General features: G+C 67.4%; 22 protein-coding genes. 13 read left to right on the top strand and 9 right to left on the bottom strand.

The window, feature by feature from the left end; translation table 11 throughout:
• Nucleotides 1–157: 157 nt before the first annotated feature.
• Nucleotides 158–934 carry a hypothetical protein gene (locus tag E0T84_RS12110; protein WP_070187182.1) on the top strand — a complete coding sequence of 259 codons (777 nt, stop codon included), beginning with the start codon at nucleotides 158–160 and terminating at the stop codon, nucleotides 932–934.
• A 37-nt stretch (nucleotides 935–971) separates the two neighbouring features.
• Here the strand turns inward: E0T84_RS12110 and E0T84_RS12105 are convergent, their stop codons facing one another.
• Nucleotides 972–1,670, bottom strand: a complete 699-nt coding sequence (locus E0T84_RS12105) for a ferritin-like fold-containing protein (RefSeq protein ID WP_070187183.1) — start codon at nucleotides 1,668–1,670, stop codon at nucleotides 972–974.
• Nucleotides 1,671–1,964: 294 nt separating this feature from the next.
• Here E0T84_RS12105 and E0T84_RS12100 point away from each other — a divergent pair, with 294 nt between their 5' ends.
• Both E0T84_RS12100 and E0T84_RS12095 read left to right on the top strand, forming a co-directional pair.
• The gene (locus tag E0T84_RS12100) at nucleotides 1,965–3,467 is read left to right on the top strand and encodes a DEAD/DEAH box helicase (protein ID WP_070187184.1); all 1,503 of its coding nucleotides are present in this window, start codon (nucleotides 1,965–1,967) and stop codon (nucleotides 3,465–3,467) included.
• A 24-nt stretch (nucleotides 3,468–3,491) separates the two neighbouring features.
• Nucleotides 3,492–4,730: a PQQ-binding-like beta-propeller repeat protein gene (locus E0T84_RS12095; protein WP_138744559.1), complete on the top strand. Its 1,239-nt coding sequence runs from the start codon at nucleotides 3,492–3,494 to the stop codon at nucleotides 4,728–4,730.
• Between the two features lie 7 nt (nucleotides 4,731–4,737).
• Here the strand turns inward: E0T84_RS12095 and E0T84_RS12090 are convergent, their stop codons facing one another.
• A complete protein-coding gene (locus E0T84_RS12090; protein ID WP_075910329.1) occupies nucleotides 4,738–5,439 on the bottom strand; it encodes a PP2C family serine/threonine-protein phosphatase in 702 nt (233 codons plus the stop codon).
• Nucleotides 5,440–5,547: 108 nt separating this feature from the next.
• Nucleotides 5,548–6,375 carry a ParA family protein gene (locus E0T84_RS12085; protein WP_070187187.1) on the bottom strand — a complete coding sequence of 276 codons (828 nt, stop codon included), beginning with the start codon at nucleotides 6,373–6,375 and terminating at the stop codon, nucleotides 5,548–5,550.
• A gap of 28 nt (nucleotides 6,376–6,403) precedes the next feature.
• On the opposite strand from E0T84_RS12085, the gene E0T84_RS12080 reads away from it, so the two are divergent.
• Genes E0T84_RS12080 through E0T84_RS12070 form a run of 3 tightly spaced genes read left to right on the top strand, consistent with a single transcriptional unit; the run spans nucleotide 6,404 to nucleotide 8,582 of the window.
• Complete coding sequence (locus E0T84_RS12080) at nucleotides 6,404–7,015, top strand: acid phosphatase (RefSeq protein WP_070187188.1); 612 nt, start codon at nucleotides 6,404–6,406, stop codon at nucleotides 7,013–7,015.
• The gene (locus E0T84_RS12075) at nucleotides 7,012–8,097 is read left to right on the top strand and encodes an isochorismate synthase MenF (protein ID WP_070187189.1); all 1,086 of its coding nucleotides are present in this window, start codon (nucleotides 7,012–7,014) and stop codon (nucleotides 8,095–8,097) included. Before E0T84_RS12080 ends, E0T84_RS12075 begins: the two co-directional genes overlap by 4 nt.
• Nucleotides 8,094–8,582, top strand: coding sequence for a GNAT family N-acetyltransferase (locus E0T84_RS12070; protein WP_070187190.1), 489 nt, complete (start codon nucleotides 8,094–8,096; stop codon nucleotides 8,580–8,582). Before E0T84_RS12075 ends, E0T84_RS12070 begins: the two co-directional genes overlap by 4 nt.
• On the opposite strand, the gene E0T84_RS12065 is transcribed toward E0T84_RS12070, so the two are convergent.
• Both E0T84_RS12065 and aroQ read right to left on the bottom strand, forming a co-directional pair.
• Nucleotides 8,579–8,956 carry a hypothetical protein gene (locus tag E0T84_RS12065; protein ID WP_171054994.1) on the bottom strand — a complete coding sequence of 126 codons (378 nt, stop codon included), beginning with the start codon at nucleotides 8,954–8,956 and terminating at the stop codon, nucleotides 8,579–8,581. The two genes, E0T84_RS12070 and E0T84_RS12065, sit on opposite strands and share 4 nt — an antisense overlap.
• The gene (gene aroQ / locus E0T84_RS12060) at nucleotides 8,953–9,405 is read right to left on the bottom strand and encodes a type II 3-dehydroquinate dehydratase (RefSeq protein ID WP_138744558.1); all 453 of its coding nucleotides are present in this window, start codon (nucleotides 9,403–9,405) and stop codon (nucleotides 8,953–8,955) included. The genes E0T84_RS12065 and aroQ overlap by 4 nt, the downstream gene beginning before the upstream one ends.
• 127 nt (nucleotides 9,406–9,532) lie before the next feature.
• Between aroQ and E0T84_RS12055 the strand changes: the two genes are divergently transcribed.
• The 3 genes from E0T84_RS12055 to whiB1 all read left to right on the top strand — a co-directional run bounded on the left by E0T84_RS12055 (nucleotide 9,533) and on the right by whiB1 (nucleotide 11,429).
• Nucleotides 9,533–9,919, top strand: a complete 387-nt coding sequence (locus tag E0T84_RS12055; protein ID WP_138744557.1) for a YchJ family protein — start codon at nucleotides 9,533–9,535, stop codon at nucleotides 9,917–9,919.
• Nucleotides 9,920–9,953: 34 nt separating this feature from the next.
• Complete coding sequence (locus E0T84_RS12050) at nucleotides 9,954–10,916, top strand: diacylglycerol kinase family protein (protein WP_070187193.1); 963 nt, start codon at nucleotides 9,954–9,956, stop codon at nucleotides 10,914–10,916.
• A 258-nt stretch (nucleotides 10,917–11,174) separates the two neighbouring features.
• Complete coding sequence (gene whiB1, locus E0T84_RS12045; protein WP_003882795.1) at nucleotides 11,175–11,429, top strand: transcriptional regulator WhiB1; 255 nt, start codon at nucleotides 11,175–11,177, stop codon at nucleotides 11,427–11,429.
• Nucleotides 11,430–11,616: 187 nt separating this feature from the next.
• Here the strand turns inward: whiB1 and E0T84_RS12040 are convergent, their stop codons facing one another.
• Both E0T84_RS12040 and E0T84_RS12035 read right to left on the bottom strand, forming a co-directional pair.
• Nucleotides 11,617–13,116 (bottom strand): sensor histidine kinase, encoded by a 1,500-nt coding sequence (locus tag E0T84_RS12040; protein WP_070187194.1) that lies wholly within the window; start codon nucleotides 13,114–13,116, stop codon nucleotides 11,617–11,619.
• A gap of 46 nt (nucleotides 13,117–13,162) precedes the next feature.
• A complete protein-coding gene (locus tag E0T84_RS12035) occupies nucleotides 13,163–13,378 on the bottom strand; it encodes a biotin/lipoyl-binding carrier protein (RefSeq protein ID WP_070187366.1) in 216 nt (71 codons plus the stop codon).
• A gap of 135 nt (nucleotides 13,379–13,513) precedes the next feature.
• On the opposite strand from E0T84_RS12035, the gene E0T84_RS32710 reads away from it, so the two are divergent.
• Nucleotides 13,514–13,606, top strand: coding sequence for a 50S ribosomal protein bL37 (locus E0T84_RS32710; RefSeq protein WP_003882799.1), 93 nt, complete (start codon nucleotides 13,514–13,516; stop codon nucleotides 13,604–13,606).
• A gap of 55 nt (nucleotides 13,607–13,661) precedes the next feature.
• Here the strand turns inward: E0T84_RS32710 and rsrA are convergent, their stop codons facing one another.
• Together rsrA and E0T84_RS12020 are read right to left on the bottom strand one after the other, a co-directional pair.
• A complete protein-coding gene (gene rsrA / locus E0T84_RS12025; RefSeq protein WP_070187195.1) occupies nucleotides 13,662–13,967 on the bottom strand; it encodes a mycothiol system anti-sigma-R factor in 306 nt (101 codons plus the stop codon).
• On the bottom strand, nucleotides 13,964–14,611 hold the full coding sequence (locus E0T84_RS12020) for a sigma-70 family RNA polymerase sigma factor (protein WP_070187196.1): 648 nt from the start codon (nucleotides 14,609–14,611) through the stop codon (nucleotides 13,964–13,966). The genes rsrA and E0T84_RS12020 overlap by 4 nt, the downstream gene beginning before the upstream one ends.
• Before the next feature lie 229 nt (nucleotides 14,612–14,840).
• Here E0T84_RS12020 and ybaK point away from each other — a divergent pair, with 229 nt between their 5' ends.
• The 3 genes from ybaK (at nucleotide 14,841) to E0T84_RS12005 (ending at nucleotide 17,769) form a co-directional block, all read left to right on the top strand.
• Nucleotides 14,841–15,332, top strand: coding sequence for a Cys-tRNA(Pro) deacylase (gene ybaK, locus E0T84_RS12015; protein ID WP_138744556.1), 492 nt, complete (start codon nucleotides 14,841–14,843; stop codon nucleotides 15,330–15,332).
• A 122-nt stretch (nucleotides 15,333–15,454) separates the two neighbouring features.
• Nucleotides 15,455–16,570: an acyl-CoA dehydrogenase family protein gene (locus tag E0T84_RS12010; RefSeq protein WP_138744555.1), complete on the top strand. Its 1,116-nt coding sequence runs from the start codon at nucleotides 15,455–15,457 to the stop codon at nucleotides 16,568–16,570.
• A gap of 2 nt (nucleotides 16,571–16,572) precedes the next feature.
• A complete protein-coding gene (locus E0T84_RS12005) occupies nucleotides 16,573–17,769 on the top strand; it encodes an acyl-CoA dehydrogenase family protein (protein ID WP_138744554.1) in 1,197 nt (398 codons plus the stop codon).
• Nucleotides 17,770–17,771 lie beyond the last annotated feature (2 nt).

Genomic DNA, 17,771 nt, shown 5'->3' with positions numbered 1-17,771 from the left:
GCCGCCAGCGGGTGCTCGCCGAGCTACGCCGTGCGCGAAACGCAGATACCGAACCGAGTCCGGACCGTGACCGACACGCCTGAAGCTCGACCTCATCTGTCACTTCTGCCTCGATAGCATCAGGGCCGATATTGGACGAGACGACTGGGGCAGCCGCATGACCAGGCACTATTCGCCGTACGACACCGCCGCGACCGAGCGCTTCGGGGACCACTCGTATGAGCCGAGCGGGTACTCCGGCCACACCCCCGACTACCAGACCGACTACTCGACGGGCCGCTACGGCGCCGACGCCGAGGCGGACTACGGCTACGACGCCGACTACGACGACGAGGTCACCTTCTACGAAGAGCCCATCGACCGGCGCTGGATCTGGGTGGCCGCCGTGGCCGGCGCGATCCTGCTGATCGCGGTCATCTGCACCGTGGTGATCCTCGGCGGCGGAGACAGCGGCTCCGTGTCGGCCACCGTGACCTCGGCGCAACCGACCCAAACCGCCGCGCCGACCCAGGACGCCACGTCGAAGCCGGTTCCGCCGCGCGCCGCGCCGACCGCCCCGTTGTCACCCGAGACCGTCACCACGGTGACGCCGACACCCAGCGCCACCGCGACACCCGCGCCCGTACCGCCGCCTGCGGCCGCACCGCCGGCAGCCGTGGCCACCCCGAACGCCATCACCTACCGGGTGACCGGCAACCGGCAGCTCATCGACCTGGTGACGATCGTCTACACCGACGCGCAGGGCGCGCTGCAGACCGACATCAACGTCGCGCTGCCGTGGGCCAAGACCGTGGTGCTCAACCCCGGCGTGACACTCAAATCCGTGACCGCGACCAGCGTCGCCGGTCAGCTCAACTGCTCCATCACCGACGCGTCGGGCAACGTCCTCGTCGCACAGGCCAACAACACCATGATCACCACCTGCACGCAGTAGCGACCGAATCAACAAGCGCGGACTGGGTCTGGCGGCCTTACGCCAGGCCCAGTTCCTGCATCCGGGACTGGTGGGTGTTCTGCAGCCGGCCGAAGAACTCGGCCAACTGCGTCAGCCCCTCGCCGCTGGACATCACGAGATCGACGAGCTCGTCGTGATCGGCCAGCACGAACTGGGCTTGGGTGACGGCCTCTCCGAGCAGTCGACGCGCCCACAGCGCCAGCCGATGACGCTGACGATCGCTGGCTGTCACCGCGGCCCGAACCTCGGCGACGACGAACTGCGAATGCCCCGTCTCGGCCAGCACCGCGCGCACCACCGTCGCCACCGACTCCGGCAAGGCGTCGGCGATCTCGAGGTAGAAGTCCGCGGCGAGCGCATCGCCGATATAGGTCTTGACCAACGCCTCCAGCCACGTGCTCGGAGTGGTCATCCGGTGGTAGTTCTCCAAGGCGGACGCATACTTCGTCATCGCCGAGACAACGTCAACTCCCCTGCGCTCCAAGGCATCTCGCAGCAGCTCGTAATGGCCCATCTCAGCAGCGGCCATGCTCGCCATGTTGATCCGGCCACGTAGGTTCGGCGCCATGCGCGCTTCCTCGGTGAGCCGGTAGAACGCCGCGACCTCGCCGTAGGCCAGCACCGCGAACAACTCGTTGACCCCGGGATGATCCGCCGGCACGCCCGAATCGACCGGTTTGGCGATCTGTTCCGCGGCAGGCTGAGGCGAATTCATGACGCCAACTCTAGACGCCGCCAGGCAACCCTGATGGGCTGGCAAATCGGCCCAGATAGCGCGACCAGCTACAATGGCATGTGGTAACGGCTTCGAGCCGACATTTTGAGCACCCGAACCGCTACCAGGAAATGTGCGTGCACGCAGTTGGCCCGCCCTGTGGAGCTGGGCCCAACGGATCGGCAGCGCCGAGGATACGAACCTTGTCCGGGCGAACCCGACCGTTTCACCGTCAGACTCCGTGTGCGCTGGATGCCCATGAGGTTTGACAGTGAAAGGCCACCTCTACCAACCATGACGCATGTAAACAAAACATTTGCCGAGCTCGGCGTCCGCGACGAAATTGTCCGCGCACTCAGCGAGAACGGCATCCAGCACCCCTTTGCCATCCAAGAACTGACCCTGCCGCTGGCGCTGGCCGGCGACGACCTGATCGGCCAGGCCCGTACCGGGATGGGCAAGACCTACGCGTTCGGTATCCCGCTGCTGCACCGGATCTCCTCGGACGAGACCCGCCCGCTCAACGGCACCCCCCGGGCCCTGATCGTGGTACCCACCCGCGAGCTGTGCCTGCAGGTTTACGACGACCTCGCCGGCGCCGCCAAGCACCTGACCACCGGCGATCGCAAATTCGCCGTGACCTCGATCTACGGCGGCCGTCCCTATGAACCCCAGATCGAAGCACTGCGCAAGGGCGTCGACGTCGTCGTCGGCACCCCGGGCCGGCTGCTCGACCTGGCCCAGCAAGGGCACCTGCAGCTGGGCGGACTGTCCGTGCTGGTGCTCGACGAAGCCGACGAGATGCTCGACCTGGGCTTCCTGCCCGACATCGAGCGGATCCTCCGGCTCACCCCCGACGACCGTCAGTCGATGCTGTTCTCGGCCACCATGCCGGACCCGATCATCACGCTGGCCCGCACATTCATGAACCAGCCGACCCACATCCGGGCCGAGGCCCCGCATTCGGCGGCCACTCACGACACCACCGAGCAGTTCGCCTACCGGGCCCACGCCCTGGACAAGTCGGAGCTGGTGAGCCGGATCCTGCAGGCCGACGGCCGCGGCGCCACGATGATCTTCACCCGCACCAAGCGCACCGCGCAGAAGGTGTCCGACGAACTCGCCGAACGCGGGTTCAAAGTCGACGCCGTGCACGGTGACCTGGGCCAGGGCGCCCGGGAGAAAGCCCTCAAGTCGTTCCGCACCGGTGCCGTGGACGTGCTCGTGGCCACGGATGTGGCCGCACGCGGTATCGACATCGACGACGTCACTCACGTCATCAACTACCAGTGCCCCGAAGACGAGCAGGCCTACGTGCACCGCATCGGCCGCACCGGGCGCGCCGGCAAGACCGGTGTCGCGATCACCCTGGTCGACTGGGACGAACTGGCCCGCTGGGAGACGATCGACAAGGCGCTGAACCTGGGCTGCCCCGAGCCCGCCGAGACCTATTCCAGCTCCCCGCACGTCTACGAGGAGCTGGGGATCCCGAGCGACGCCACCGGGCGCATCGGCGAACCGCGCAAGGCCGCCGCCAAGCGCAGCCCCGACGAGAAGCGCATCTCCTCGACAGACTCCGCGGATCGGCCCGCCAGGGCCAAGACCCGCACCCGTCGGCGGACCCGCGGTGGCCAGTCGGCCACCGGGCATCCCGGGGGCACCGCGGCTCCGGCGCAAGACAGCGCCGAGGCCGCACCGGCGACCGAGTCCGAGGACACCACGGGCGACGCGTCGAGCTCCGGCCGTCGCCGCCGCCGGCGCCGTCCGCGTAAGACCGAGACCGCTACTGCCGGCTGACCGGCGAACGCCGAAGACCTGTCGATGGTCAAACCCGAACGCCGCACCCGCGGCGACATGGCGGCCGCCGCGGCAATCGTCGCCATCGTCGCACTGGCGGCCGGCCTGATCTGGTGGACCAGTGATGCCCGGGCCACCATCAGCAGGCCCGCCGCCGCACCGGTTCCGTACCTCACCCCGGCCAGTGAGGTGCCGGCCGGTCTACAGCAGCTGTGGACCACCGAGAGCCCGAAGACCACCGAACCCGTGCTCGCGGGCGGGTCGGTGGTGACGGGCCACGGATCCACCATCGAGGGCCGAGATCCGGTCACCGGGGCAGTGCTGTGGAGCTACGCGCGCGACCTCGAACTGTGCGGCGTGACTTCGGTGTACCAGCACGCCGTCGCGGTGTATCCGGATGTTCGCGGCTGCGGACAGGTCAGCACCGTCGACGGCAAGACCGGCCGCCGCGGACCGGCCCGCACCGCGTACGCCGACCCCGAAGTCCGGCTGTCGACCGACGGCTCGACGGTGCTCTCGGCCGGGGACAGCCGCCTGGAGCTGTGGCGCTCGGACATGGTGCGGATGCTGTCCTACGGCGCCCTGGATGCCCGGATCAAGCCAGATGTACCGGCCTCACCGGTGTGCCGCCAACTGTCGGCGGCGGCGAGTTCCTCGGCCGTGTCGGTGCTGGAATCGTGTCCGAGGAGCAAGTTCATCCGGCTCACGCTGCTTCGCCCGGCCGACGAAGAAGACACCCCCGACGTGCGCTACGTCGAACTGCAGGACATCACCGACGAGGCCGGCGCCCAGGTGATCGCGGTGTCAGGCACCACGACCGCGGTGTACCTGCCCACCCCGCGGCCGATGGTGAACGTCATCGACGAGACGGGCAAGACCTTGGCCAGCCTGCCGCTGGCCGAACCGGCCGCACCGCAGTCGACCACCACCCGCACCGGGGACGTGATCAGCTGGTGGACCGGGGACTCGGTTCTGGTCTTCAGCACCACCGGGACCGCCGGCCTCCAGTACAAGTTCACCGTGACGCCCACAGTGGACGAGTCCGGACCTCATCTGCCCGTCGGGCCCGCCACGGTGATGGCCGGGCAGCTCCTGGTTCCGGTCAACGACGGTTACGACGTCTTCGATCAGCAGACCGGTACCGGACAGCGTCACATCGCGCTGCCACGCACACCCAGCGTGTCGCCGGTGGTACCGGTGGCCGCCGGAGACACCCTGCTAGAGCAGCGCGGCACAGAATTGGTGGCACTGGGCGCGGCGTGACGCCGACTCAGCCGATGTCGATCACGATCACGGTGGTGTTGTCGCTACCGCCGGCATCATTGGCCACCTGAACCAGCCGCTGCGCCGCGACCTCGGGTTCAGCATCGGCGGCCGCGACGGCGATGTCCGCATCCTCGGCGCCGGCGAACAAGCCGTCACTGCTGATCAACAAGCGGTCGCCGGGACGGCAATCCAGATCGAACAAATCCGGCCGGATGACCGGGCCGATACCCAACGCCCTCGTCAGCAGGTGGCGGTGCGGGTGGAAACGGGCTTCCTCCCGGGTGATCTCACCGACACGCACCAGTTCCCCGGAGACGCTGTGATCATCGGTGAGTTGACACATGACACCGTCGCGGATCCGGTTCAGCGGCGAATCCCCGATGTTGATGGCCATGGGGCCACCCTGCTCGTCGCCGAACATCGCGACCACCGTCAGCGTGGCGCCCGAACTCGTCCCCGAAGCGCTGACGTGTGCGAAGACCTGCTCGTTGGCTCGCTGTACCGCACCGACAAGCCCGTCGCGGTCAGGCTCCGCGGCGAATCCCGCGGCCAGCACCTCCACCGCGATCCGGCTGGCGTGTTCACCGCCGGGCCCGAAACCGTCGGCAATCGCATACAGGATGCCGTCGGCGAGGTACGAATCCTGGTTGGTCTGCCGCACCGGCCCCTGATCGGTGGCCGTCGCGGACCGTAACACCGAAGCCATCCAGATCGTCCTCTCGTCGCCCCGGCGACCCCCTGCCACCGGAGAAGATTGAGCGAGCGCCGCGGGCCATCAACGAGGGCCTCACGCCTCGGCCAGGTCAAGTGGCGTCTAGACCACCTCTGGCGTGAACGTCGGAAGCTTCTTGCCCGACTTCCAATGTTTGAGCAACGCCTGGGCCAACTCACGGTAGGCCAGGCCCCCTTTGCTCTTACGGCCGGCCAACACCGACGATCCCGAGGCACTGGCCTCGGCGAAGCGGACTGTGCGCGGGATCGGCGGGGCCAACACGGGCAGCTCGTACCGGTCGGCGACATCCAGCAGCACGTCACGGCTATGCGTGGTGCGCGAATCGTAGAGCGTGGGCAGCGCGCCCAGCAGCGCCAGCTCGGGATTGGTGATCTGCTGAACATCGGCGATCGTGCGCAGGAACTGGCCCACGCCGCGGTGCGCCAGGGTTTCGCACTGCAACGGCACGATCACTTCGTTCGCGGCGGTCAGACCGTTGAGCGTCAACACGCCCAACGACGGCGGACAGTCGATGATCACCACGTCGAAGTCGTCGGAAACCTTGGCCAGGGCCCGCTTGAGCGCGTACTCGCGCCCCGCCCGCATCAACAGCATGGCCTCGGAGCCCGCCAGGTCGATGTTGGCCGGCAGCAGCGACATCCCCTCGGCCGTCTCGACCAGGGCCGCCCCCGGCTCGACATCGCCGAGCAACACCTCGTGCACGGACACCGGCAACTTGTCCGGGTCATGTCCCAATGAAAACGTCAGACAGCCTTGCGGATCCAGGTCGACCAGCAGGACCCGTCGTCCCTGCTCGGACATCGCCGCTCCCAGCGACGCCACCGTCGTCGTCTTGGCTACCCCACCCTTTTGATTGGCGACCGCTAATACTCGCGTCACACCTTCATCCAAGCACGCTCTCGGCGGCATTGCCGGAACGTGCGGCAGAATCGCCGGTGTGAGCGACCGCCTGCACCGCCTGATCCTGCTCCGCCACGGCGAGACCGAGTGGTCGGCCAGCGGCAGGCACACCGGCCGCACCGAGCTCGAACTCACCGGGGCCGGGCGCGAGCAGGCCGTGCTGGCCCGCCCGGCACTTGCCGAACTGCAGCTGAGCGATCCGCTGGTGATCAGCAGCCCCCGGCGCCGCGCGCTGGACACCGCCGAGCTGGCCGGCCTGCAGGTCGACGAGGTCGACCCCGTGCTGTCCGAGTGGGATTACGGCGATTACGAGGGGCTGACCACTCCGCAGATCCGGCAGACGGTCCCGGACTGGTTGGTGTGGACGCATGGCGCGCCCGGCGGAGAATCGGTGGCGCAGGTCAGTGCCCGGGCCGACCGGGCCGTCGCACTGGCTCTGGAACACGTGCCCGCCCGGGATGTGGTGTTCGTCGGGCACGGTCATTTCTCCCGCGCGGTGTTGACGCGCTGGGCGGAACTACCGGTGGCCGAAGGGATCCGGGTGTCGATGGTGCCCGCGTCGCTGGCGGTGTGCGGTTTCGAGCACGGCATACGCCAGATCACCGCGCTCGGTCTGACCGGTCACCCCAACCCCTGCCTGTCGCTGTGAACCCGTCGTTCGTGCTGGCCGGCCCGGCCGGCGCCGTGCTGGCCGAGGGCAGGCGCGCCGGGTTCGCCGACATCACCGATGCCCAGGCGGCGCTGCAGTCCGGCACGCCAATCGTGCTGGGCGCCTTGCCCTTCGACCTGAAGGCTCCGGCCGCCCTCTACGAGCCCGAGGCGGTTCAGTTCGCCGATGCACTGCCGACCTGGCCCACCAGCCCGCCCCCGGCGGTGGTGGGCCGCGAGACCCTGCCGCCGGGTCCGGTGCACCGCACCCGGGTCGCCGAGGCGATCCGGCGGCTGCGCGACCCGCACGACCCGATCGACAAGGTGGTCCTGGCCCGAGCGCTGCGGCTGACCGCAGATTCGCCGTGGGACGTGCGCAGCGTGCTGCGCCGCCTGGCCGGGGCCGACCCCGCGGCCACGGTCTACCTGGCGGACCTGACCGCGGCAGGAGGAACCCACACCGGCACCGCCCTGGTGGGCGCGAGCCCCGAATTGTTGGTGGCACGCAAGGGTCAGAAGGTGATCTGTCAGCCGTTCGCCGGTTCCGCACCTCGATCGGCAGACCCGCAGACCGATGCGGCCAACGCGGCCGCACTCGCCGCATCAGCGAAGAACCGCCACGAACATCAACTGGTGGTGGACATGATGCGCCAGGCCCTGGATCCGCTGTGTGTGGAGCTGCAGATCGCCGACGAGCCGCAGCTGCACGGCACCGACGCGCTATGGCACCTGAGCACCCCTGTCATCGGTCAGTTGCGCGAAACGCACACCACAGCAATTGATCTGGCACTCGCACTGCATCCGACCCCGGCGGTCGGCGGCGTCCCGACGGACCGTGCCGCCGCACTGATCTCCGAGTTGGAAGGCGATCGTGGGTTTTACGCGGGTGCCGTCGGCTGGTGCGACAACCGCGGCGACGGGCGCTGGGTGGTCTCGATCCGGTGCGCGGTGTTGTCCGCGGATCGATATACGGCGCTGGCCAGTGCCGGCGGCGGTATCGTCGCCGAATCCGATCCAGATGACGAAGTCGACGAGACCACCACCAAGTTCAGGACCATCCTGACAGGACTAGGGGCGACATGAGCGAGCTGATCCGCCGGGCACGGCCCGGCGACGAGGTCGAGATCACCGCGATGATCCGCGAGCTGGCCGAGTTCGAACGAGCCATCGATGAGTGCACCGTGACCGAAAAGCAGATGCACACAGCACTTTTCGGCGACCGGCCGGTGGCATACGCGCACCTGGTAGAAGTCGACGGGGACGTCGCCGCGACCGCGGTGTGGTTCCTGAACTTCTCCACCTGGGACGGCGTCGCCGGGCTCTACCTGGAAGACCTCTATGTACGGCCGGCGTTCCGGCGCCGCGGCCTGGCACGGAAGCTGTTGTCCACCTTGGCCGGTGAATGCGTCGAACACGGATACACCCGGATGACATGGGCAGTGCTGAACTGGAACGTCAACGCCATCGCGCTGTACGACGCCGTCGGCGGCGAGCCCCAGACCGAGTGGACCACCTACCGGGTTTCGGGGCCCAAGCTTTCCGCGCTGGCCGCCGAGAGCCGCGGCTAGTCGCGCCGGGTGATCCAGTCCACCGAGGACGGGCTGAACAGCAGACCCAGGGTCACCAGCGCGAGCAGTCCGACCAATACGCCGTACCCGACATGGTGCGAGGTGATCACGTACCAGGCCACGGGCAGGAGCAGCAGGTTGGTCAGTACCGCGATCCCCCGGCCCCAGCGCCGGGCAGTGATCAGCGCCCAACCGCCGGCGAGCACCCCGCCACCGATCAGCACGAACCAGATCGCGGTGCCGTATCCGCTGACAATGTGCTGATCGGCTCCGGCGAGCGCCCGCACCAGGAGCACGACCGCCATGACCAGCGCGGCGATCCCTTCGGCGGCGGTGATGAAACCTGCGTACCGAATCGAGGGCGGCTGGATCACGACTGCCGCTCCGCGAAGTACCGCACCGCGTACTCGTATCCGGCCGGTCCCGCGCCGGCGATCACCACCTGCGCGACGGCCGACACATACGAGTGGTGCCGGAAGGACTCGCGGGTGTGGATGTTGCTCAGGTGCACCTCCACCACCGGCAGGTCGGCGGCACTGAGCGCGTCGCGGATCGCCACCGAGGTGTGGCTGTAGGCCGCGGGATTGATGATGATGCCCGTGCAGTCGGCCCGCGCGGCCTGGATGGCATCGACCAGCACGCCCTCGTGATTGCTCTGCACGGCGCGCACTTCGAAGCCGAACCCGGCGGCCACCTCCACCACCCGCTGCTCGATCTGCGCCAACGTGGTGGACCCGTAGATCTCGGGCTGGCGGGTGCCGAGCAGGTTGAGATTGGGTCCGTTGACGAGCAGTAAACAGGGCTTGCTCGGGCGTGCGGTCACGTCCTGTACGGTACCGGCGCCCGCCGGATGACCGACGTCGATATGGACGCGAGGGTCGTGATGGGGCCAGAACGCACAACCCCGACGTCGATTTCGGCGCAACGGCGGGCCGGAGATACTTGACTGCATGACCGACCGCGACTGCCCTTGCGGTACCGGCCGCGCCTACGGCCAGTGCTGCGGTCCGCTGCACAGTGGCGCTCGGCGTGCGCCGACGGCCGTCGCGCTGATGCGCTCGCGGTTCAGCGCCTTCGCCGTGGGAGACCCCGGCTACCTGCTGACCTCATGGCATCCCGACACCCGCCCCGCCGAGCTGACCCTCGACGAGACCATCGCCTGGCGGCGGCTGCAGATCGTCGACACCGAGTCCGGCGGCGAGGAGGACGCCGAGGGTGTGGTCGAGTTCCGCGCCCAATACGTCCACCACGGGAGCCGGCACATCCTTCATGAACGCAGTCGTTTCGAGCGGGTGAATGGCCAATGGCTTTACCTCGACGGGGAACTCTACGAATAACGGCCGTACACGTTGCCGGTTAGGCTGATGCCCCGTGCGTGCCGTGCTGATCGTCAACCCGAACGCCACCTCGACCACCCCTGCCGGGCGTGACCTGCTCGCCCATGCGCTGGAAAGCCGGGTGACGCTGACCGTCGAACACACCAACCACCGTGGTCACGCCATCGAGATCGCCCGCGACGCCGCCCGTGACGGCGTGGACGTGCTGATCGTGCACGGCGGCGACGGCACGGTCAACGAGGTCGTCAACGGCGTCCTGGGTGACTGCGGGACACGTCCGGATGCCGGCCAGGCGCCGGCGGTGGCCGTCGTTCCTGGCGGATCGGCCAACGTCTTCGCCCGGGCACTTGGCATCAGCCCCGACCCCATCGAGGCCACCAACCAACTCGTCGACCTGCTGGGCGGGTACCGGCTGGGACGGCCGTGGCGGCGCATCGGCCTGATGGACTGCGGCGAGCGCTGGGGAGTGTTCACCGCGGGCATGGGTGTGGACGGGGACGTGGTGGCGGCCGTGGAGGCCCAGCGCGCCAAGGGCCGCAAGGTCACCGCATCGCGCTACATCCGGGTGGCGGTGCGCGAGGTGCTGGCCAGCGCCCGCAAGGAACCGACGCTGACGCTGCACCTGCCGGACACCGACCCGGTCGGTGGCGTGCACTTCGCGTTCGTGTCGAACTCCAGTCCGTGGACTTACGCCAACAGCCGGCCGGTGTGGACCAACCCCGAGACCACGTTCGACACCGGTTTGGGCGTTTTCGCCACCACGAGCATGAACATCTGGGCGAATCTGCGACTGGTCCGTCAGATGGTGGCCCGCAAACCGCGCCTTGCCGCCAAGCATCTGATCCGTGACGACAACGTGTCATCGGTGACCGTGACGAGCACCACGCCGGTCGCCTGCCAGATTGACGGAGATTACATCGGTGAGCGCGAAACCATGACGTTCTCGTCGGTTCCCCAGGCACTGAGCGTCGTCGCACCGCCGCAGAAAAGTGATTGACCTGCGCAAACACACCGTTTAGAGTGGAATTAGGGCGCAGCTGATTTTTGAGTGTAGTACACCGGAGTCAGCGGTCCGCTCACCGCCCCACCCAGTGACATTGCCCACGTGTTAACTCAATGCTATTGACATCTGTTCAGCCTGTGAAAGCATCAATGCAACAGTGCAGAAACATTCGTGTGCACGCGTTAACAGCCGAAGAAAATCTAGTGCGCTTCGCCGCGCACGCATGACATGTCTAACGAGGAGTTTGATCTTATGGATTGGCGCCACAAGGCCGTCTGTCGCGACGAAGATCCGGAGCTGTTCTTCCCCGTGGGAAACAGCGGCCCGGCGCTTGCCCAGATCGCCGACGCGAAGCTGGTCTGCAACCGTTGCCCCGTCACCACTGAGTGCCTCACCTGGGCCTTGGACTCCGGCCAGGACGCCGGCGTGTGGGGCGGCATGAGCGAGGACGAGCGTCGCGCGCTCAAGCGTCGCAACGCCCGCACCAAGGCTCGCACCGGAGTCTGACACTTCAGTCCAGACCCCCGACGCAAGCTACGGCCCCGACGAATGTCGGGGCCGTAGCTTATTTTGCCGACAATTTCCGCAGCAAATTGCGTAATTGTCATCACATTTCGTATTGACGGGCCTGAGCAATTACTTCGTCGATGCTGGGGTGCCACTGTGCGGGGCCTGTGAACCCGTCTGTCCGGGCCTACTGAATGCCACGGCTGCGGCGGCCGATCGGCACCCGCAGCACCACATCGGTTCCCCCCGAGGCGCCGTCGTGCATGCCCAGCGACCCGTCCAATTCCGCGGTTACCAGCGTTCGGACGATCTGAAGACCCAATCGGTCGGACTTTTCCAGGCTGAACCCGTCGGGCACTCCGCGGCCGTCGTCATGCACCACGACGTCGAGCCAGCGGGCCGACCGCTCGGCCTTGATCGTGACGCACCCCTGGGGCGTATTCGCATCGAATGCGTGCTCGATCGCGTTCTGTACCAATTCGGTGATCACCATGATCAACGCCGTGGCCCGATCGGCGTCCAGCACGCCGAGCGCGCCGTCGCGGTTGATCCGAATCGGGGTGTCCACCGAGGCAACGTCGTTCATGATCGGCAGGATCCGGTCGATCACCTCGTCGAGGTTGACCTCTTCATCGACCGACATGGACAACGCGTCGTGCACCAGCGCGATCGAGGACACCCGTCGCACCGATTCGATCAGTGCCTCCCGGGCCTCCAGGTTGTTGGTCCGGCGCGCCTGTAGCCGCAGCAGGGCCGCCACGGTCTGCAGGTTGTTCTTCACCCGGTGGTGGATCTCGCGGATGGTGGCGTCCTTGCTCAGCAGCGCCCGGTCCCGTCGCTTGACCTCGGTGACGTCACGGATCAGCACCGCCGCGCCGACCGCGGCGCCGTGCACGACCAGTGGCAGGGTCCGCAACAGCACCGCCGCACCGCCGGCGTCGACCTCCATCCGCATGCTGGAGCCGCCGGCAAGCGAGTCACGCACGTGGTTGGCCAGTTCCTGGGCCTCGAACGGGTCGGAGATCAACGGCCGGGTGATGGCAACCAGGTTGTGCCCGTCGAGTTCGGAGGCCAGGCCCATGCGGTGGTAAGCCGAGATGGCGTTGGGGCTGGCGAACACCACGTCGCCGACCTCGTCGAGGCGGATGAACCCGTCACCCACCCGCGGGCTGGAACGCGACATGGCCAGATCACCGACATTCGGGAAGGTGCCCTCGGACAGCATGTGCAGCAGGTCGCTCGCGCAGTCCAGGTAGGCGCCCTCGAGCGGACTGGCCATCCGGCGAGCCGCCAGAGCGGTCTGGTGCGTGAGCACCGCGACCACCTGATCGCGGTGCCGCACCGGCACCGCTTCCACGTTCAGGCCGGGCAGGTCCGGCGAATGTCGTTGCGTACCACCGCTTCCCCGCCCGATCACACCCGATTCGAAGGCCGTGGTGATGACGTGCTGGTCCGCGGCTGCCGCCAGTGTTCCGACCGAGTCCGCCAGTAATACCGTCGGGGCGGTGTTGGGACGCACCTGCGCGACGCACACCACGACACCGTCGTCGCGACGCACCCACATCAAGTAGTCGGCGAACGACAGGTCGGCCAGCAGCTGCCACTCCCCGACCACCGCATGCAGGTGATCCACCGCGCTGCCGGGCAGCACGGTGTGCTCGGCGAGCAGGTCACCGAGGGTGGACATCAGCCAGCCTCTTTCCGCGCACGCGAGGGGCGAGAACGCTCCGGGGTCAGTCGATCACCGCGATGAGATCGCCGGCCTGGATCACGTCACCCTCGGCGACGCTGACCTTGGTCACAGTGCCCGCGACCTCGGCGAGCACCGGGATCTCCATCTTCATCGACTCCAGCAGCACCAGGGTGTCTCCCACACCGATCTGATCGCCCTCGTGAACCACGACCTCGAGCACACTGGCCACGATTTCGGCGCGAACGTCCTCGGCCATCTTCACCCCACTTCACTCCGGCTGCTACCCGACTACTTCTGCGGCCTATATCGAACCACAACACCGGGTGGTCAGCGCCGCCCCCGGGTCATGAGACACTAGGGAGCAAGTTCTTACACCATCTGGAGGATCATCATGGCGAAGCGTGGCCGCAAGAAGCGGGACCGCAAGCACTCGAAGGCGAACCACGGCAAGCGCCCCAACGCCGGTTCGAAGTCAGTGCGCTAGCCGTTTCGGCTGACTGTGACCGCCCGACTCCCCACGGAGATCGGGCGGTTTGTCGTCAGCCCCTGATGATCGTCGTCTGGCTGATCTGGATGCGCAGCCGCTCCCGTAGCCCTTCGGGAGCCTTCTCACCGCTGCATTTGGCCGCGATGAGCCGCTTGACCCGCTCCTCGACCCCGTAGTGACGCAGGCAGGCCGGGCACTCTTCGAGGTGGTGCCTGAGCTTGTCGCGGCTTTCCGGCGTGCATTCCCCATCGAGCAGTGTCCACACCTCGGCGATCACCGCGGCGCAGTCAGGATGCTCGGGATCAATGGGCCCGATGGGCGGGGTCCAGCGCTCGTCCTCATCGTGCTTGTCACTCATGACGAGACCTCCTCCGGCTCACCAAGCTGTTGACCTCGGATGAAGCCACGATCCCTGGCCACGTCCGACAGCAGGTCACGCAGCTGCTTGCGCCCGCGGTGCAGTCGAGACATCACCGTCCCGATGGGAGTATCCATGATCTCGGCGATCTCCTTGTAGGGGAAGCCCTCGACGTCGGCGTAGTACACCGCCATCCGGAACTCCTCGGGCAATGCCTGCAACGCTGCCTTGATCTCGGTGTCGGGCAGCGCCTCCAGGGCCTCGACCTCGGCCGACCGCAGCCCGGTCGACGAATGCTCGGCATTCGCCGCCAGCTGCCAATCGGTGATCTCGTCCGTCGGATATTCGGCGGGCTGACGCTGCTTCTTGCGATAGCTGTTGATGTACGTGTTGGTCAGGATGCGGTAGAGCCACGCCTTGAGGTTGGTGCCCTCGCGGAATGACCGGAAACCGGCATAGGCCTTGACCATGGTTTCCTGCAGCAGGTCCTCGGCATCGGCGGGGTTGCGGGTCATCCGCAGGGCGCCGCCGTAGAGCTGGTCCAGCAGCGGGATGGCATCGCGTTCGAACCGGGCGGTGAGCTCGGCATCTGTTTCGGGCGTCGGCTGCGGCGTGTCAGGCTCGGCCTGCTCGACGTCAGTCATCGTGGGAAACACCTTCCCTTCTGTCACGGCGCCACCAAGAGCTCCGGAATACCACTGGGTATTCGTCGGCCGTTCCAGGCATACGGTTGGCACCAGAATCCTCCTTCAGATCCTAGAGCGTGCTACCGACAAGTAGCGCTGTGCAGGTGTCGACAGCATCAACAGCATGTGGTGGCCGCTGTGTTCCCGGCGTGTGTGTTCCCGGCGTGCCCGGCTACCCTTGAGCGCCGTGGCTCGTGCAGCAACACCCGCGATCGCGGCTCTGGTCGCCGCAGGCATCGACCACGAAATCGTGGCCTACCAGCATGACCCGCGCAACGACTCGTTCGGCGACGAGGCCGTGGCCCAGCTCGCGGCCGGCGGCGTCGTGGCCGAGCAGGTGTTCAAGACGCTGGTGATCGCACTGCCCAAGGGATTGGCGGTGGCCGTCATACCCGTACCGCGGAAACTGTCGCTCAAAGCCGCTGCGGCCGCGTTGGGCGTTCCCAAAGCCGAAATGGCGGACCCGGCGGCCGCTCAGCGGTCCACCGGGTACGTCGTGGGCGGAATCTCCCCGCTGGGCCAGCGCAAGCGCCTGCCCACCGTCGTCGACACCTCGGCGCTGGCGTTCGACACCGTGCTGTGCAGCGCCGGAAAACGCGGGCTGGACGTCGCCCTCTCGCCCGAGGACCTGATTCGCGCGACCTCGGCGGTGACGGCCGACATTGCTGTCACGGGCTGACCGGTTCCGCGAGAACATTCACCACCGGCATGTCGCAATCGGAAACGTAGCGGTGTGCGAATGCGTGATTTACACCACGGCCCGGGCCGGATTGCATGGACCCGACGAGGAAGGCGGGGCACATGGCGATCAGCGTGGCCGAGCGAGCGGAACTTGCCGCCGCAGTCTCGGATTTGTTGCACGACGAATGCACCGAGCAGGACGTGCGCCGGGTGATGGGTACCGCGGACGGATTCGATCGCGGATTGTGGCGCAAGCTCGCCGCCCAGGGCGTGACCGGGTTGCTGGTCGGCAGCGAATACGGCGGTGTCGGTCTCGGTGCGCTTGAGCTCGAGGCCGTCGCCGAAGCGACCGGCGCCGCGCTGCTGCCCGCGCCGTTCCTGGCCAGCGCCGTGCTGGCGTCGGCACTGATCGTGTCCGCGGGCACCGACGACGACAAGCATCGGCTACTGCCCGGCCTGGTCGACGGGACGTCTATCGGAACCGTTGCGGTGACCGGGGCCCGTGGCACCTGGGCGCGGGAGGGCGTGACGGTGCGCGCCACGGCAGCCAATGCCACGGGCGAGGCCGACTACGTGCTCACCGGCAACACCCACTACGTCCTCCACGGTCAGGTGGCGGACGTGATCCTGGTCGTGGCCCGCATGAACGGAGACTTCGGGGTTTTCCAGATCGAACCCGGCGCCGACGGTTTCGAACGCACGGCCGCAACGGTTTTCGATCCGACCGTCCCGCTGTCCACCTACACGTTCGATGCCACACCGGCACGCCGGATCGGCACCGCCGGTTGGGACGCGGTGCAGCAGGCACTCGACCTCGCCGTGATCGCACTGGCCGGCGAACAGGTCGGCGGGGCACGGCGAATTTTCGACATCACCGTGGACTACCTCAAGACCCGGATCCAGTTCGGCCGCCCGATCGGCAGCTTCCAGGCCCTCAAGCACATGGCTGCCGATCTGCTGCTGCAGGTGGAGTCGGCCACCTCAGCTGCCCAGCACGCCGCGGTCGAGCTGGCGTCCGACAGCGAAAAGGCCGACGGTGCAATCGCTCTGGCCGGTTTCGCGTGTGCGGAGGCCTATCACACGACCGCGATGTCGGCGATCCAGATGCACGGCGGTATCGCCTTCACCTGGGAACACCCGGCACACCTGTTCCTGCGCCGGGCCCGCACCGGACTGCAACTGCTCGGTGGCTCGACACTGCACCGCGAGCGCTACCTCACCTCGAAAGGCGCCTGAAGATGACGGCCAATGAGCTGCCCAGCGTCGACCAGCTACGCACCGAGGTGCGCGACTGGCTGGCCCAGAACTGGTCCGGGCTACCGAAAGCCACCAATCCGTGGGTCAGCTCGCCCGAGCGGGTGGCCTGGTTGGAGAAGGTGCTCGACGCCGGCTACGCGGTGCCGACGTTCCCCGGCGAATGGTTCGGGCGTGCCTACCCGAACCCGCTGGCCGCGGTGATCGAACAGGAGTTCCGTGCAGTCAAGGCCCCGGGTGCGCGGCAGGACAAATACAGCATCCCGGCCAACACCGCCCTCAAGTTCGGCACCGAGCAACTCAAGAACGACCTGGTGCGCGACTTCCTCACCGAACGCATCCGCACCTGCCTGCTCTACAGCGAACCCGGAGCCGGATCCGATCTGGCCGCGGTGCGCACCACCGCGGTCCGCAACGGCGACGAGTGGGTGGTCAATGGCCAGAAGGTGTGGACATCGGGCGCCACCACCGCCGAGTACGCGCTGCTGATCGCCCGCACCGACTGGGACGTGCCCAAGCACAAGGGCTTGAGTTTCTTCATGATTCCGATGCGTCAGCCCGGCATCGAGGTCCGCCCACTGGTCCAGATCACCGGCGAATCGCACTTCAACGAGGTCTTCATCACCGACGCGAGGGTGTCCGACGCCTACCTCCTGGGCGGCGAAGGCAACGGCTGGCGCGTACTGCAGACCGCACTGGCCTACGAGCGCTCGATCATGGGCGACGCCGGGCGCGGCTCACGCAACCGGACCCGGGCCGACGATCTCATCGGACTGGCTCAAGAGCACGGCCGCCTGCAAGATCCGGCGGTACGCAAGGAGCTGGCCGATGTGCTGGCATTGCGCGAACTCAACTCCCTGAACAACGCCAGGGCCAAAGCGGCTGCGGCGCAGGGCACATCCAGCTCTGTCATGTCCCTGGGCAAGCTCGCGATGTCGAGCATCCTGCACGCCGAGGCCCGCCTGAAGACCGAGATCATCGGCGCTGAAGCGCTTTTTGCCGGCCCCGACAATCCCGAGGCCGACGACATCAACTTCCTGACCCTCAATGCGTTCTTCACCTCGATCGGCGGTGGCACCGACCAGATCCAGCGCAACATCATCGGCGAACGCGTCCTGGGGCTGGCCAAGGAACCCGAGGTCGATCGCGACATCCCGTTCCGGCAGGCCCGCCGGAGCTGAAA

This window comes from Mycobacterium sp. DBP42, assembly GCF_005924235.1.
Lineage (GTDB): Bacteria > Actinomycetota > Actinomycetes > Mycobacteriales > Mycobacteriaceae > Mycobacterium > Mycobacterium syngnathidarum.
The sequence above is the reverse complement of the archived record's forward strand: the minus strand, read 5'-3'. Positions and strand labels throughout refer to the sequence as shown.